Consider the following 16,302-nt stretch of genomic DNA (forward strand, 5'->3'; position numbering starts at 1 on the left):
AGCGAATGTACCTCTCTTTTCACCGGTACTTAAATATATCATACGATCTGCGGGCGAATAAAATCCTCCTCGAACGCGAGCAGCATCTCACGCAGGAGCTTCAGCGCCGTCGCCGTAGATGCGCCGCTCGCATCGAGAGGCGGGGACAGCTCCACCATATCGCAGGCGACAATCCTGCACCCGTGAATGACGGAGAGCGCCGCCTTCATCAGCTCAATGAAGTTCACGCCGCCCGCCTCGGGCGTTCCCGTCCCGGGGAACACCGACGGGTCGAGCACGTCGAGGTCGATCGTGAGGTACACGGGACGCCCCTTCACCGCAGCGACGGCATCGGAAAGCCCCGCAAAGGTAAAGGGACGCAGGTTCGTGTGTCCCGCGCGCGCCCACTCCCATTCGGCGCGCTCACCGCTGCGAATGCCGAACTGATGGATGCGCCCGTCCCCCAAAATATCCCAGACGCGCCGGATAACAGTCGCATGTGACAGACGGTTGCCGAGATATTCGTCGCGCAGATCCGTATGCGCATCAAAATGAATCACGGCGAGGTCGGAATATTTTTCGGCAGCCGCCTCGATCGCAGGCAGGCTCACGAGATGTTCCCCACCGATGAGAAACGGGAGCTTCCCGTCCGTCAGGACTTCCGTGGTAAAATCTCGAATCATACCGAGCGCACGCGCCGTATCCCCGAAGGGCAGCTCCAAATCGCCGCCGTCGAACACGCGCGCATCCTCAAGGTCAAGATCCTGATACGGACTGTACGTCTCCAGTCCATAGGATTCAGCGCGCATTGTCCGCGATGCAAAGCGCGTGCCGGGACGGTACGAGGTCGTCGAATCAAACGGCGCACCAAAGAGGACAATGTGCCCCTCCTCATACGCAGCGTCACATCCTAGGAACGTCTCTATATTACGATTCCACATCTTCGAGCATCTCCTCCACATAGTTGGGCAGCGCAAAGGAAGCCGCGTGCAGCTGCGTGTTATAATAGCGCGTCTTGATGCCGAGGGCTTTCCAGCGTGCAAAATCCGCATCCTCAACGGGATGATATTTCTTTGACGCAAAGCCGAAGAGCCAATGCCCCGACGGGTAGGTCGGTATATGTGCCTGGTATACGCGGCTGATCGAAAACGACGTTACAATGCGCCGGTGCATACGCTGCATGGCATAGGCATCCTGCTCGTAAAAAGGGCTTTCATGCTGATTGACCATGATGCCGTCGTCTTTCAGCGCCTTGAAGCAGTTGCCGTAAAATTCCTTTGTAAAAAGCCCTTCTCCGGGGCCGAAGGGATCCGTCGAGTCCACAATGATGAGATCGTAGGCGCTCACGGGCTTGCGTACAAATCGAAGACCGTCCTCATAGTGGAGGCTGACGCGCGGATCGTCAAGCCCCGCCGCGGTAAACGGCAAATATTTTTTGCAGATATCCACAACCTGCTCGTCGATCTCCACGAGATCGATATGACGGACAGAGGGATAGCGGAGCAGCTCGCGCACCGTCCCGCCGTCGCCGCCCCCGATGACGAGGATATTTTCCGCATCGGGACGCACGCACATAGGCACATGCGCAATCATCTCATGGTAGATAAACTCGTCCTTTTCGGTCAGCATCATATAGCCGTCGAGCGTCAAAAAACGCCCGAACTCGGGCGATTCAAACACGTCGATGCGCTGGAACTCGCTCTGCCCGCTGTAGAGCTGACGATCCACGCGAATCGAGAACCGCACGTCCGGCGTATGCTGTTCCGTATACCAAAATTCCATCGTTCACCTCTCCGTCATGACGTTGAGACGCCGTATGCTCATATCCTCGGGGCCTGTAATCTGACAGCCCTTTTCTTTGCGTAGCGGATATAGGTCAGGATCTCCTCCGTGATCTGCTCCCCCGGCGCGAGGATCGGGATGCCCGGCGGATAGCACATGACGAACTCCGTACAGATGCGTCCTGCCGTCTCCTCGATGGGCAGGGATTCTTTCTCCGCGTAGAATGCGTCCTGCGGTCCGCATACGACAACGGGATCCATGTACTCCATGCGCAGCGTCTTTGCAGGATCTTTGCGGTAGTTGCGCCGAATCTCGGCCAGCGCCGCGACAAGCCGCTCAATATCCTTCGGTCGGTCGCCGACGGACACATAGGCGAGCAGATTTGCAATATCGCCGAACTCCGTTTGAATATCGTAGTCGTCACGCAGTATATCATAGACCTCAATGCCCGCAAGTCCTGTCGGGCGTGTGAAGATCGAGAGCTTCGTCGTGTCGAAATCAAATACCGCGCCGCCGTCCACGAGTTCTCGCCCATAGGCGTAGTAATCGCCAATGGCGTTGATTTCATCACGCGCATAGGCAACGAGGTCGATGATCTTATCGATCACCTCACGCCCGCGCAGCGCAAGGTTTCTGCGGCTGATGTCGAGACTCGAGAGCAATAAGTAGGAAGCACTCGTCGTCTGTGTGATATTGATGATCTGATGCACATAGCCGAGCGGCATCCGATCGGAGCAGAGCAGGATCGAGCTTTGTGTCAGCGAGCCGCCCGATTTATGCATACTGATTGCCGCCATATCCGCGCCCGCATCCATCGCCGCCACGGGCAGGCGATCGCTGAAATAGAGATGTGTGCCGTGCGCCTCATCCGCAAGCACCTTCATCCCATGCGCGTGCGCCAGCTCCGTAATCGCGCGCAGATCGGAGCAGATACCGTAGTAGGTCGGATTGTTGACAAAGACCGCCTTCGCGTCGGGATGACACGCAATCGCCGCCGCAACATCCTCTAGGCGCATCCCGAGCGCAATGCCGAGCGTATCGTCAATGCCCGGGTTGACATAGATGGGGATCGCGCCGCACAGAATAAGCGCATTGATCGCGCTGCGATGGACGTTGCGCGGCATGATAATCTTATCCCCGCGCCCGACCGCAGACAGCACCATCGCCTGAACGGAGCCTGTTGTGCCGCTGACCATAAAAAATGCGTGCGCAGCACGAAACGCCTCTGCCGCAAGGGTCTCCGCATCCTTGATCACCGAGACGGGATGACAGAGGTTGTCCAACATCTTCATGGAGTTCACATCGACATCCAGACAGGCTGCGCCGAGGAATGCCGAGAGCTCCGGATTCCCCCTGCCGCGCTTATGCCCCGGCACGTCAAACGGAACCAAGCGCGCGCGCTTCATACGCTCAAGAGCCTCTTGGATGGGCGCATTTTCCTGTGAGAGATACGGCATTATTTCCCCTCCGAAAGGAGATCGACGACGAGGTCGTTATAGCTATAGTCTCCGGCGAGGTCTTTCCCCTTCACCCAGCCGACCGCCTCTTCGACGTCTTTTCCCGTCGGAAGCCCTGCCGAGCGATAGGGATTGAGCTTTAACGCATCGCGCGCGGGGGCGGGAAAGCCGCTCTTTTCCATCACGAGGTCGATATACTCTTCGCGCGGCGTGTTGTTCAGATACTCCACCGCTTTATCATAAGCGCGGTACATCGCCCGGATGGAGGATTTTTTTCCCTGAATTGATTGATCTGTAAAGACCATAACGCCCGGATTGATGCCGAGATCGCCCGATCCCGTAATATAACGTCCGCCCGACGCCACGGCAACGCTCGCCATCGGTTCCGGCAACAGCGCCGCGTCGAGATTGCCGCTTTGCAGCATCTCCAAACGCACGGGAATCTGCGGGATCACGACCTTTGAGACATCTTGTTCACTCATCTTATGCGACGCAAGAATTTCATCCGTCACATACTCAATGATGGTATTGCGCGAGATTGCAATCTCCTTGCCGCGCATACCGTCAACTGATGAAATATCCGTATGACCACCCGCGATCAGGTTGTAGCTGCCGTCTGTGTAGGACGTCGCGTGTACGGCAAAGCCGCCGGAACGCGCAAAGATGACGGCGAGCAGATCGGAGACCGCACCGTCGAGATTGCCGCTCTGGAGCGCCGCATCACGCTCCATCGCACTCTTAAAGGGCATGAGTTCAACCTCAATGCCCTCTTCCTTGAAGTATCCTTGCTGTTCCGCAATAATGAACGGGATTGAATCCGTATCCGGCATGAGTCCAACGGTGAGCTTTGGCAGCGTCTCTGTCTTTTGCTCCTGTTCCAATCCGCAGCCGAATGTCAAAAACAGCCCCAAAGCGGCGATCACCGCAAGAATCTTCTTCATTTCATCCCGTCCTTTACCACTAGTCCCGCGATTCATCCTTCAGCGCTGCGCCGTGTTCGTGCGACATATGCTCGCACAAATAGCGCAGCGTCCACAGCGTATTGTACGGCGTAATCGAGGATTTATAGGAAATGCGCGGCACCCCCGCCTCCGCAAGTGCGGTGAGTACCTTTGTCAATCGCTTTCCACGGATATGCTCAAGCAGCATCACCTCATGGGGGAAATCAAAATGCGCCTCGTCCGCCGGTAGTGCCGGACGATAGCCCTTGAGCCCCAGCAGATAGCCGACCTTCTCGCGCCACGCATCGGGAGGAAGAATCTGTACGCGAATCCCGAGCGCCCGCAGCGCCGTCTGTGCCGCAGGCAAATGCTCCGGCGGGAATTGATACAGGAGGACACGCTCCTCTTTCTTCGCCATCTCAATGCTCCGTTATTTTACAGAAAGACCGCGCATCAGGAGGTATGTGACGAGCTCGTCAAGAGAAACCTCCTCCTCGATCATTTTCTGTTCGAGCGAGGTGCGCAGCGTCTTCGGCAACCGAACTGTAAGGAATCCGTTTACCGCGGACGCCTGTGCCGCCGGTTCGGGCGCCGTACTCACAAGCATTGCCGGAGACTGCATAGAGGGGTGAGCCGCGGCTTTCTTCTTCGTTTTGGCTGCCGATTTTTGTATCTCTTTTGCGGCTTCTTTCACAGGTTTTACTTCCACCGCAGGCAACTCCGGCTTCTTCTTTCCGGTATTCGCAGGAGCCGGCTGTTTCTTTGTTTCCTGCTTTACAGCGGCTTTATCCACAGCGGGCTTCTGCCCGGTCTTGCTCCCCTTTTCATCCGATTTCTTCTTTGCCATTGTATCCGCCTCCGTCGCTTTTTCTTCTGTATTCTTCTTCGCCGTGCGCCCCTTGGTCTTTCGTTCCGGCGGATAGACGAAGAACTCATTATACGCATTTCGCAGGTCTTCGCTCGCCTGCTTCGTCCCGACACCGATGATGTAGGATGGATCCTGCGCATTCAGCGACTCCGCAATCCGCACGAAGTCCGAATCCGTTGTGATGATAAAGTATTTTCGCACACCCTCTTGATAGAGAATCTGCGCAGAATCATAGAGCGCGGAATCCAGCGAATTTTTACCGAAAAATGTCCGGCTGATCTGCCGAAAGGTGAAATCCGGATACTGCATGAGGCGATCCCATCGCTTTTGCTCCGGATGCGCCTCCCAATCGGAGACGACGATCATGCGACAGGGCTGATAACGCTGCGCTTTGTCTATCGTATATTGAAGCATTTCGATGGGTGCATTCTCTATATCGTAAAGGATCGCAACTGTATCGTTACTCGAATCAAGCGTCATAGATCTCCCTCACTCCATTTTGTCTCCGGACGATCGCTTCGCACGCTGCACGAGGAAGGACTCCTCGACCTCCAGCACCTCCGCCTGACGCAGGCTGCTCTCTGCGCTGCGGATCGTCGCCGCATTCTTATCCGTCATCCATGCCGCATAGCCCTCCGCATATGCGATGTGCAGATCGCATATCTTCAGACGGAGCTGCTGGAGACTCTGCATACTGCGGGGTACGGACACCGCAGAAAGCTCTTCCTTCCGCTGCTTCCAGTCGACGAGAATATCCTGCTCCATGATCCTGCGTGCCATATCCCGTGTCGCTTGATTGCCGAGCGTTCCAACGGCAAGCGAACTGTAAAGTCGGAGCTGCGCCAAGCGTACACTCTGATCATGTCGAGCAATGATCGCTCCGGTTGCAGTAAGATAGTCCTCCACGTGCGCGCGACGTGCCTTCCCTAAGAACACCGCGTATTCATACAGATTCGTAATACCCGTTACCTGCCAGTCGCCCTCGTCCGAGGGGGCAAGCGCGACTTGAAAGGTGAAATCTGCATCCGCCTCGCCCTGATGGGCAAGGATCTCCGCGACAGCCGTCCTATTTTCCTCATTGACGTTCAGCACAGTAATCTCACGGAAACTCAGATCGCGCAGCCCGATACGCGATAGTATATTCTCAGACTCCGCACCGTCGGCAGTCTGATCTACCGCAGGAAACTCCCCAGTCGTCAGTCGCGCCTCTATGGCATCATACAACATCTTGGTAAAGGCCGGTTTGAGCATTTTAGTGAAATCATCCAGTCCCGCAGGCGTTTCTTGCCCCTGTCCGAAATCCACCGCAATCGTACCTGCCATGAAATCATCATAGCCCCGGTCAAGAACCTCATCCAAACGCACATAGCGCAGGAAGCGATTTTCATCATGCCGGTCAAGCGCCTGCACGATTGCTCCCATGGCATATTCCGGCGTCTTGGTATGAATGCGAAAATACCAAAATAGCCCCGCAAATAATACCGCAACACCAAGCAGTACGAAGCAGGAAATCTTGATCTTTACACTGCGGCTCATCATTTGAATCCCCTCTCTCCCCATGGATGAATGTATCACGCAAGCACAGCATCAATGACGCCGCCCCCCAGCACAACGTCTCCCTCGTAGAACACAATGGACTGCCCCGGCGTCACCGCACGCTGCGGTTCTGTAAAGCGAACTCGTAGTCTGTTCCCGTCAAGAGGCATTATCCGTGCCTCTGCCTCACGCTTCCCGTATCGAATCTTCGCGTGTGCCATACACACCTCGTCAAGCGACTCCCACATCGTCCAACTCAGATCCGATGCCGTAAGTTCCCGCGCAAAAACCTCCTCCGCCGTCCCCACGACAACATGATTGTGCACGGCATCAAGCGCCGTCACATAGAGCGGCTGAGGAGCCGCGATGCCTAAGCCCCGTCGTTGACCGATCGTATAAAATGAAATCCCGTCGTGATGCCCCAGCACATTCCCCGCACGGTCGACAATATCCCCGGGCACGGATCGCCCCGGGCGCTTTTCCTTCATATAGGACTTATAATCGTCACGCGGAACAAAGCAGATTTCTTGACTCTCCGGCTTATGCGCAACGGGCAGACGGTATTCCTCCGCCATGCGGCGCGTCGTCCCCTTGTCAAAGTCGCCAAGCGGCAGAAGCACATGCGCTAACGTCTCCTGATTGAGATGATAGAGCACATAGGACTGATCCTTATCTACATCTTTCCCCTTGCGCAGACGATACATCCCTCCGTCAAAATCAATACGTGCATAATGTCCCGTCGCAACATGGGACGCGCCCAGCTCCGCCGACTTATGCAGCAGCCCTTCAAATTTAATATACCGATTGCACGCAATACACGGATTTGGCGTGCGTCCGAGCAGATACTCATCCAAAAAATAGTCGATCACCGACGTTTGGAACGGCATCGTAAAGTCCATCACATAATGCCGAATCCCCAGAACATCCGCCACGCGTCGCGCATCATCCACACTGCTGAGCGAACAGCAGCTGCGGTCGTTTTCCGGATCCACATCGCGGTTCTCATTGGAAAGACGCATCGTAACCCCGACGACATCATAGCCCTGTGCAAGGAGCAGCGCCGCCGCAAGAGAACTATCCACACCGCCGCTCATCGCGACGACAACACGCTCTTTCCCCATTATCCGCTCCACTGATATGATATCCTCCTAATTTTTCGTTTAGTATATCATTCGCCATGGGAAAATACAAGATATGGTATTTGTTTCGAAAGGATCTACGAAGATGTCGCTTCATAGATACGACGACATTAGGACAATTCAGCTAGATTCCTTGACGGACATGTCACTTTCATCTATAATGAGAACAGATGATGTGCTGGGCAAGGAGACTGAGGCGAATGACCATTCAATCAAGATTATTGACGGTAGACTTTTATAATTGTAAAGGAGACAAATGCGGCAATGAGGCATTACTCCGCGAAAAAGTCTCGGAAGCACTCGCACAGATGAATCTCGTCCCACTCCAAATGATCAGCGATGTGCAGATGGGCGGACATATATCGCTCATGGCACTCCTGCCGGACGGTCACATCGCGCTCCATGTGCACCCGGATCTGCGCCATGTCTCTCTCGACATCTACCTTTGTGCGGAGAACGCTGCACTCGAGCCAATTGCAAACAGTATGCGCCGGGCGTTCCAGCCCGACAAAACAAAGAGCACTCATCTGCGTCGCGGGGACTTCCGCGCGCCTTCAGAAATCCGTCCCAAAACCACGACGCGCGTCGCCCCATTTCGCAGGATTAAGAGTACTGGCGCTAAGGTCATCCGCATCCTCGCGCGGCGTACGCGCAGATAAGTAAGATACGAACAAAGCACTCGCAGTCGGGTGCTTTTCTTTTGGTGTTTTCTACCCGCAAAAGAAAACCTGCCGAACACGGCAGGCATCATGCGGATATATATTCAGTTCTGATTGATTTTTTTCTTCTGGCACTCGGGACAATACCCAAAGAAATACATCTGCTGCGCGACGACGCGATAACCCGTCACTGACGCAACGTTCTTGTCGAGTGCAGGCAACGATGTGATGGGCACGTCCGCGACCTTGTCGCAGGCAATGCAGCGCACATGTGGATGTGGTGAGATGTCTGCATCGTAACGGAATGCCTCCTCACCTACGTTCAGCTCACGTACAATGCCGATCTCGCAGAACGCATCGAGCGACTTATAGACCGTTGCAAGACTCATCGTCGGGTAATTCGGGCGCAGCTCCTTGTAGAGCGTCTCCGCGGTTGGATGCTCTTTGGTCGCTGCGAGCGCCGCATAGACGGCGAGGCGCTGCGGTGTCACTTTCTTTTTATTTTGACGGAGAATGTCCGTGACTTCACTCATGGTCAGCATCGAATCTGCATGCATAATCGTTCCTACTTTTCAATCATACCAAAACTAAAATCATTATTACTTATGTATTATAATACTCTATCCTAAAATTCCTGTCAATAGTCCTATGTCATATTCGTCCTATAAAATGAGTGTTCCTTTTGTTTGCCGCAAAAATCATGCTATAATGTAGGACATTGACGAATGAAGAAAGGTTTGATTTCATGCGTATTTCCGATATTCCTGCCGTCATCGCAAAAGAGCTTTCCGTCCGTCCACAGCAAATCGATGCGGTCATCACGCTCCTAGACGACGGGAACACGATCCCCTTCATTGCCCGCTACCGCAAGGAAGCAACAGGCTCACTCGATGATGAAACGCTGCGCAGTGTCGAGACACGGCTGAGCTATCTGCGCGGTCTCGTCAAACGACAGGAGGAAGTCCTCGCGCGCATCGAGGAGCAGGGCAAACTCACGGACGAGCTGCGCGCCGCCGTTGAAGCGGCGGAAAAACTGCAAACGCTGGAGGATCTCTATCGCCCCTACAAGCAAAAGAAGCGTACGCGGGCGTCGGTCGCACGGGCGCGCGGACTGGAACCGCTCGCAGACGCCATGCTCCTGCAGAAGGAAACAACCGGGACGCCCGAGGAGTACGCCGCCGCCTTCGTAAATCCCGCGCAGGAGGTACGGGCGCCGGCAGACGCACTCGCGGGTGCGCGCGATATTCTCGCCGAGACCATCATGGACGACGCATCGCTGCGCTCGCAGATGCGTGAATATTTTTGGAAAAATGCCGTCCTTGAGACGGTGCTGGACGCGGCGTCGGAAGACGCGCAGACATTCCAAATGTACGATAAGTACAGCGAACCCGTGCGCACGCTGCCGTCGCACCGCATCCTCGCCATCAACCGCGGTGAGAAGAAAAGCTGTCTCACCGTACGCGTCAATATCGAACACGAGAAAAATATCGAAACGATTGCTCGCCGTATCCTCCGGCAGCCTTCTATCTTTACCGCGGAGCTGCGCGCCGCCGTCGAGGACGGGTATAAACGCCTGCTCCTCCCCGCTCTGGAGCGCGAGCTGCGCGCGCGTCTCACCGAAGAGGCGGAGGAAAAGGCAATCAAAATCTTTGGTCAAAATCTGAAACAATTGCTCCTCCAACCGCCGCTCGCAGGACATGTCGTCATGGGGCTCGATCCCGGCTACCGCACGGGCTGCAAGGTCGCCGTCGTCGACGCGACAGGGCATGTCCGCGCAAGCGGCGTCGTGCAGGTCACGCAGAGCGATGCCGCCCGCCGCGCCGCCGCACAGCAGCTTCTCAGTCTCATCAAGGAGCACGGCGTCACGCTCATCTCCATCGGCAACGGCACGGCTTCCTACGAGACGGAGCAGTTCACCGCAGCCCTCATCCGCGACAACAACCTCGCGAACGTCCACTACCTCATCACGAACGAAGCGGGCGCATCCGTCTACTCCGCATCGGCGCTCGCAAAAGAGGAGCTGCCGGACTACGACGTGACGATTCGCGGCGCCGTCTCCATCGCGCGCCGCGTGCAGGATCCCTTGGCGGAGCTGGTCAAAATCGATCCGCAGGCGATCGGCGTCGGTCAGTATCAGCACGACGTCAGTCAAAAGGAACTCAAAGAGACGCTCGACGCCACCGTCGAGGATGCCGTCAACCACGTCGGCGTCGATCTCAACACGGCGTCCCCCGCCCTGCTCGGGCGCATCGCGGGCATCAATGCCGCCATCGCAAAGAACATCGTCGCCTACCGCAACGAGCACGGCAAATTCACGAACCGCAGCACCCTGCACAAGGTCTCTCGTCTCGGCGACGCGGCGTTTACCCAGTGTGCAGGCTTTCTGCGCATCCGCGCGGGCGAAACGCCGCTCGACGATACGTCCGTACACCCCGAGTCCTATAACCTCGCGCGCGCCCTGCTCAGGGAGCTGTGCGCCGCGGAAGGCGATCTCACCGACCGTGCCGCACTCCCTGCCCTCGCGCTCAAAATTGCGCAAACGGACGCCGCCGCCCTTGCAAAGAAGCTCGGCGCAGGCGTTCCGACGGTCACGGACATCCTCAAGGCGCTCGCCCGTCCGGGACGCGACCCGCGCGAAGATCTGCCCGCACCGCTCACACGGCAAAACATCGTGAAGCTCTCTGCCCTCGCCGTCGGTACCGTCCTGCGCGGAACCGTACGCAACATCACGGATTTCGGCGCATTCATCGACATCGGACTGAAACAGGCGGGGCTGCTCCACATCTCCGAAATGAGCGGACGCCGCGTGCGGCATCCGCTTGACGTCCTTTCGGTCGGCGACGTGCTCGACGTCATGATCATCAGCATTGACGAAACGCGCGGACGCATCGGACTTTCGCTCAAACAACTGCAAATGCAACGTGAAAAGGAAAAGAAACGCGCATGACACTCTTAGAACGTACCGTTCGGGACATCAAGGTTCCCGATCCGACGATTTCCGAAGGGATCAAAGAATCCCTCCTCACCCATCACGGCATCGATTTTGGACGTCTCACGGACGCCCTCGTCCGCTATATCCGCATCACGGGCGAGCGGCATCCCGCACCGCCGCAGACGAGTGTCGTCATCTCCTGCGCCGATCACGGCGTTGCCGCGGAGAGCGTCAGCGCCTATCCGCCCGAGACGACGCTCAACATGATGTGCAACTACCTCGTCGCACACGGCGGCGCCGCGAACGCGGTGGCGAATTATGCAAATGCAAATCTCATCGTCGCCGATCTGGGCGTCAATGCCGATACCGCTCATATCCCGGGTCTCGTGCACCGCAGCATCGCGCGCGGCACGCAGAACATGACACAGGGCGCAGCAATGACGCGTGCGCAGGCAATCAAAGCTGTCGAGGCGGGCATAGAGCTTGCGGGCATCTGCGCCGACCGCGGCGATCGCTGCATCCTCCCGGGCGAAATGGGCATCTCCAACACAACCTCGAGCGCCGCTATCGTCGCCGCGATTCTAGGGCTCTCTCCCGAGGAGGTCACGGGACGCGGCGCGAACATCTCGGACGCGCGTCTTGCGCATAAGATCGAGATCGTCCGTCGTGCGCTCGCGGTCAATACGCCCGATCCTGCGGACGGGCTCGACGTCCTCAGGAAAGTCGGCGGATTTGAACTCGGATGTATTGCGGGCATCATCCTCGGCGCCGCCGCCCGCCGTATGCTCGTCATCCTTGACGGTGCAAACACGACCTCCGCCGCACTCGTCGCCCACGTACTTTGCCCCGACTGCGCATATTACCTGCTCGCCTCGCACGGCTCGCTGACCGAGCTGTCTCAGCCGCACGCGCTGCGCCGGCTCGGACTCACGCCCATGCTGCGGCTCGACATCCGCCTGAGCGAGGCGGCGGGATCGTCCATCGCACTTGACCATCTCCGACAAATGCTGTGCGTGTGGGATGCGCTCGACGGCAAAAACGCAGGTGCGGACGGCATTCACCCCGCCGTGCTCGAATCGGATGCGAACGCCGACGAGAGCGACAATACACGGCTCAAAATTCTCTCGCCGGACGGGGCAGCAATAGACGCCTGTCAATATCGTTTGGACAACCTCGCAAAGCCCATTCACAGCCTCGGCTATCTCGAACGGATCGCTGTCGTTCTCGCAGGTGCAATGAGAACCCCGCAGCCACCCGTCGATACAAAGGCTGTGCTCATCCTCGCCGCCCGCGACACCGCGCTGCCTGCGCCGCAGAGTACCGCGCTTGCGGCGATGTGCTCATATGCCGGCATCCCCATATATGTCCTGCCGCTCCCGGATGAAATAACGGAGAGCGCACTCATCCGTCTGCATCGGAGCATCGAGCGCATTGCCAAAGATGTCCCCATCCTCTTGATCGGTATGGAAGAGGACGGTTCCCCCGACCTGCGCATCGCATCGACGATCATGACAGCCGCCGCCAACGCGCGCAGTCTCATCATCCCCGCCGACGAGCCGACCGAAGACCGCGCCTGCCGGGTCTGCGAACTGTATCGCACCGTCGCCCCCTATATCCTCCATATCTTTTCCGATATGATCAAACTTGATGCCAATCCTCCCATCGGCACCGCGGGATCGCTCGCGTTCGGCATCATACGCGCCGCCCTGCACATACTGAACGATATGAAAACCTTCACCGAAGCGAATGTCGCCGTCGCCATCGACGGCGCGGGCGCGGGCAGACAGGTACGTGATTAATAAAATAGAAAAGGCTATTGTATAAACACATGATTTTGCATCTGTACAATAGCCTTTTTGAATGGTGAAATTGTTATACTTCCACTTCAAGCTGTCCGCGGCGAAAGACTTTGCCGATGGTGCCGAATTGGAAGGTGGCGGTTTCTTTGACGGTGAATCTGCCGTAGACGGTGCCGGGGCGGTAATTGGAGTTGAACGCTTCGCGCATTCCACCCGCGATGTGCATCTCCTCGCCGTAGACGAGGAAGGGATTCGGCACGATGGCGAAGAGGTTGTTGCCGAGCGGCATTCCCCAGTAGTCGGCGTCGCGCGGCGGCGTGACCGCGACGAAGCGCGGCTCGAGCTCGGGACGGCTGAGGCGGAGCTGCATGTTCGTGCACTTCATGCCCTGCACTTCATATTGTTTGATGAAGTCGTCCTGCGCTTTTTTCTTTTGGAACATAGTTCCCTGCACGTCGTAGAGTGCGTTGTAGCCGGCGATGTAGTCCGCCGTGCGCTCTGCGGGTGTTTTTTCACGCAGTTCGCGCGGCGGTGTCTGCGGGAGCGCGGCGGCATCAGCGGTCTTTTTCCGTACAGCTTCATTCTGCTTTGCGCGGTCGCTCTGCACGGGTTCTTTCCCGCCCGTGGCGCGGGCATAGCTGCCGGCGGCGCGCGCCATGGCGTTCGTGAGGCTGTCCTGCACGCTCTCCGCAGTCTTTTCGGACGGTGGTTCCGCGCCGTAGGCACGGGCAAGGTCGCGTTTTAGCTCCTCATCGAGGAGGTCGCTGACGGAGGAAAGGACGCCCGTGTCGGCATCTTCGGAGACAGGGGGCGCGAACGCCGGTTTTTGCGCGGTATATTTAGCGCAGACTTCTCCGCTCTCGAGCGATTCGATCCGCCGGATGAGTTCGTCCATGCGGCTCTGCTGACGCAGTACCAGTTTTTCGAGCAGGATCACACGCCGCGCGAGTTCCTGCATCGGTGTGAGTTCGTCCGTTCCCATGCTCCGCCCCTATGTGCCGTTAGAGTTCGATCTTCTGCGCGTTTGCGAGGGTTGCCTTTGCCTCGCGGACGATGCGTTCGATAATGGTCTGCACCGGTTCGATCTCGCGCAGGAGAGTAAGCGTCTCGCCCGCCTGTACCATGCCGTTGACGACGTCGCCGTCGACGGCGGCGAGTTTATTCGTGCCGGTGGCGCGGTCGAGCAGTTCCTGTTTCGTCGCTTTGCCGGAGAATTCGAGCGCGACGAAGTCCTCGGAGAATTTATTCTTCACGCCGCGCACAGAGCCGCCGATGGTGCTCCCGGTGACGATGGTGTCGGTGTCGACGGATGCAATCAGTTTTTCCTTGACGTTCGGATGCACGACGCACTCCTCGGCGATGAGGAAGCGCGTGCCCATCTGCACACCCGCGGCGCCCATGAGGAGGGCTGCCGCGAGTCCGCGTCCGTCGCCGAAGCCGCCCGCCATGACGACGGGGAGCGAAACCTCGGGGATGACCTGCTCCATGAGCGGCATGGTCGAGAGGACGCCGATGTGTCCGCCCGCCTCCATGCCCTCGACGACGATGGCGTCGGCGCCCTTCTCCTCGACACGCTTTGCGAGCTTGACGCTCGGGACGACGGGGATGACCTTCACGCCCGCGGCGTGGAATTTTTCAAAATACGGGACGGGATTGCCCGCGCCGAGGGTGACGAATGCGGGTTTTTCCTCGCAGATGACGTCGACGATCTCGTCCTTGTTCGGCGCCATGAGCATGACGTTGACGCCGAACGGGCGATCCGTGAGACTGCGGCAGCGGCGAATCTCATCGCGCGTGTACTCGGTGGTACGTCCGCCCGTCGAGATGATGCCTGCGCCGCCCGCGTTCGAGACGGCGGAGGCGAGATTTGCCTCCGAGATCCATGCCATGCCGCCCTGCAAAATGGGAACCTCGATGCCGAGCAGTTCCTTTAACCGATTTGCCATATGTATACCTCCATATTTCCTTATACACGCTCAACGCCTGCGATGGCGTAAGCGGACATCCCTTCTCCTGCGCCCGTAAAGCCGAGCCGTTCCTCCGTGGTCGCCTTGACGTTGACGTCCTCGACAGCGATGCCGAGACGCTGCGCGATATTGCCGCGCATCTCGTCGATGTACGGGCGGAGCTTCGGCGCCTGTGCGACGACGGTGGCGTCGACGTTGCCGATGGCAAAGCCCGCGCCGCGCACGATCCGCGCGACCTCTGCGAGCAATACGCCGCTGTCGGCACCCGCATAGCGCGCGTCCGTGTCGGGGAAATGCAGTCCGATGTCGCCGAGCGCCGCTGCGCCGAGGAGTGCGTCGGAGACGGCGTGCAGCAGCACGTCGGCATCCGAATGACCGAGCAGTCCCTTATTGTGCGGGATGTCAACCCCGCCGATGACGAGACGCCGCCCCTCAACGAGTTGATGTACATCGTAGCCGATGCCGAATCGTGTCATTCTTCCTCCCCTTTCCGACAGCGGACGACGCCGCCGAGCAGCCGTTTTGCCTCGTGGACAGCCGTTTTCATCAGCTCGCCCGCGCCCATGTCGTTACGCAGGATCGCCTCGGCGACCACCATGTCCTCGGGCGTTGTGACCTTGATGTTGCTGTACTCCCCTCTGACGATGCGCACGGGAACGCCGAGACGCTCGACGAGGCTCGCGTCGTCCGTGCCGAGGAAGCCGTCCTCGTCCGCCTTGCGGTTCGCCTCCATCAGGATGTCCTTGCGGAATCCCTGTGGTGTCTGCACCTGCCAAAGGGAGCTGCGCGGCGGCGTCGCGGCGACGGTGCCGTCCTCCGCGGCGATCTTGATCGTGTTCTTCTCGGGGACGGCGATGATCGCCGCGCCCTCGGCGCGCACGACGCGGATCAGCTCTTCGATGGTATCGCGGCGGATGAGCGGACGCGCGGCGTCGTGTACGAGCACGATGTCCGCCTCCTCCGAGACGAGCGCAAGCCCGTTGCGGATGGAGTACTGCCGCTCCGTGCCGCCCTCGACGACGCGCCACGGGGCAAGCCCCTTGACACGCCCGAGGAGGCTCGTCACCGGCTCGACCTCATCCGCGCCGACAGCGACGATGAGCTCGCCGACGTCCGGCACTTTGGAAAACGTGAGCAGTGTGCGCAGCAGCATCGGCTTGCCGGCAAGCGTTAAAAAGACTTTGTTCAGCCCCACCTGCATCCGATGCGCCTGCCCTGCCGCAGGAAAAACCACACTAACCAT

General features: G+C 58.1%; 15 protein-coding genes and 1 pseudogene. 3 read left to right on the forward strand and 13 right to left on the reverse strand.

The annotated features are described in order from the left end of the window. Nucleotides 1-38: 38 nt before the first annotated feature. From speB to mnmA, 8 genes and pseudogenes are all read right to left on the reverse strand, one after another. A complete protein-coding gene (gene speB, locus HMPREF9162_RS09105) occupies nucleotides 39-920 on the reverse strand; it encodes an agmatinase (protein WP_009752908.1) in 882 nt (293 codons plus the stop codon). After that, the gene (speE, locus tag HMPREF9162_RS09110) at nucleotides 907-1,761 is read right to left on the reverse strand and encodes a polyamine aminopropyltransferase (RefSeq protein WP_009658517.1); all 855 of its coding nucleotides are present in this window, start codon (nucleotides 1,759-1,761) and stop codon (nucleotides 907-909) included. Before speE ends, speB begins: the two co-directional genes overlap by 14 nt. 3 nt (nucleotides 1,762-1,764) lie before the next feature. Further along, nucleotides 1,765-3,218: pseudogene (locus HMPREF9162_RS09115) on the reverse strand (aminotransferase class I/II-fold pyridoxal phosphate-dependent enzyme). Next, nucleotides 3,218-4,159, reverse strand: coding sequence for an ABC transporter substrate-binding protein (locus HMPREF9162_RS09120; protein ID WP_009752924.1), 942 nt, complete (start codon nucleotides 4,157-4,159; stop codon nucleotides 3,218-3,220). The pseudogene HMPREF9162_RS09115 and the gene HMPREF9162_RS09120 overlap by 1 nt, the downstream one beginning before the upstream one ends. Nucleotides 4,160-4,178: 19 nt before the next feature. Further along, complete coding sequence (locus HMPREF9162_RS09125) at nucleotides 4,179-4,577, reverse strand: DUF3783 domain-containing protein (protein ID WP_009658507.1); 399 nt, start codon at nucleotides 4,575-4,577, stop codon at nucleotides 4,179-4,181. 12 nt (nucleotides 4,578-4,589) lie between these two features. Next, on the reverse strand, nucleotides 4,590-5,507 hold the full coding sequence (locus HMPREF9162_RS09130) for an NYN domain-containing protein (RefSeq protein ID WP_009658526.1): 918 nt from the start codon (nucleotides 5,505-5,507) through the stop codon (nucleotides 4,590-4,592). A gap of 9 nt (nucleotides 5,508-5,516) precedes the next feature. Further along, nucleotides 5,517-6,566, reverse strand: a complete 1,050-nt coding sequence (locus tag HMPREF9162_RS09135) for a hypothetical protein (RefSeq protein WP_009658514.1) — start codon at nucleotides 6,564-6,566, stop codon at nucleotides 5,517-5,519. A 32-nt stretch (nucleotides 6,567-6,598) separates the two neighbouring features. Then, nucleotides 6,599-7,684, reverse strand: coding sequence for a tRNA 2-thiouridine(34) synthase MnmA (gene mnmA, locus HMPREF9162_RS09140; protein ID WP_175282269.1), 1,086 nt, complete (start codon nucleotides 7,682-7,684; stop codon nucleotides 6,599-6,601). 218 nt (nucleotides 7,685-7,902) lie between these two features. On the opposite strand from mnmA, the gene speD reads away from it, so the two are divergent. Then, nucleotides 7,903-8,361 (forward strand): S-adenosylmethionine decarboxylase, encoded by a 459-nt coding sequence (gene speD / locus HMPREF9162_RS09145; protein ID WP_009658518.1) that lies wholly within the window; start codon nucleotides 7,903-7,905, stop codon nucleotides 8,359-8,361. Between the two features lie 104 nt (nucleotides 8,362-8,465). Here speD and HMPREF9162_RS09150 read toward each other — a convergent pair whose 3' ends face one another. After that, nucleotides 8,466-8,918, reverse strand: a complete 453-nt coding sequence (locus HMPREF9162_RS09150) for a Fur family transcriptional regulator (protein ID WP_009348866.1) — start codon at nucleotides 8,916-8,918, stop codon at nucleotides 8,466-8,468. Nucleotides 8,919-9,106: 188 nt separating this feature from the next. On the opposite strand from HMPREF9162_RS09150, the gene HMPREF9162_RS09155 reads away from it, so the two are divergent. Beyond that, nucleotides 9,107-11,308 (forward strand): Tex family protein, encoded by a 2,202-nt coding sequence (locus tag HMPREF9162_RS09155; protein ID WP_009752936.1) that lies wholly within the window; start codon nucleotides 9,107-9,109, stop codon nucleotides 11,306-11,308. Continuing rightward, a complete protein-coding gene (locus HMPREF9162_RS09160; RefSeq protein ID WP_009752939.1) occupies nucleotides 11,305-13,092 on the forward strand; it encodes a nicotinate-nucleotide--dimethylbenzimidazole phosphoribosyltransferase in 1,788 nt (595 codons plus the stop codon). The genes HMPREF9162_RS09155 and HMPREF9162_RS09160 overlap by 4 nt, the downstream gene beginning before the upstream one ends. Nucleotides 13,093-13,165: 73 nt before the next feature. On the opposite strand, the gene HMPREF9162_RS09165 is transcribed toward HMPREF9162_RS09160, so the two are convergent. Genes HMPREF9162_RS09165 through ispD form a run of 4 tightly spaced genes read right to left on the reverse strand, consistent with a single transcriptional unit; the run spans nucleotide 13,166 to nucleotide 16,302 of the window. Further along, nucleotides 13,166-14,074: a hypothetical protein gene (locus tag HMPREF9162_RS09165; protein WP_009752922.1), complete on the reverse strand. Its 909-nt coding sequence runs from the start codon at nucleotides 14,072-14,074 to the stop codon at nucleotides 13,166-13,168. A gap of 19 nt (nucleotides 14,075-14,093) precedes the next feature. Further along, nucleotides 14,094-15,038 carry a nitronate monooxygenase gene (locus HMPREF9162_RS09170; protein WP_009658504.1) on the reverse strand — a complete coding sequence of 315 codons (945 nt, stop codon included), beginning with the start codon at nucleotides 15,036-15,038 and terminating at the stop codon, nucleotides 14,094-14,096. Between the two features lie 20 nt (nucleotides 15,039-15,058). Then, entirely contained in the window at nucleotides 15,059-15,535 is a 477-nt protein-coding gene (gene ispF / locus HMPREF9162_RS09175) for a 2-C-methyl-D-erythritol 2,4-cyclodiphosphate synthase (protein ID WP_009752950.1), read from the reverse strand. Continuing rightward, nucleotides 15,532-16,302, reverse strand: coding sequence for a 2-C-methyl-D-erythritol 4-phosphate cytidylyltransferase (gene ispD, locus HMPREF9162_RS09180; protein ID WP_009348873.1), 771 nt, complete (start codon nucleotides 16,300-16,302; stop codon nucleotides 15,532-15,534). Before ispD ends, ispF begins: the two co-directional genes overlap by 4 nt.

Origin of the sequence: Selenomonas sp. oral taxon 137 str. F0430 (assembly GCF_000183625.1) — a bacterium.
Classification (GTDB): Bacteria; Bacillota; Negativicutes; order Selenomonadales; family Selenomonadaceae; genus Centipeda; species Centipeda artemidis.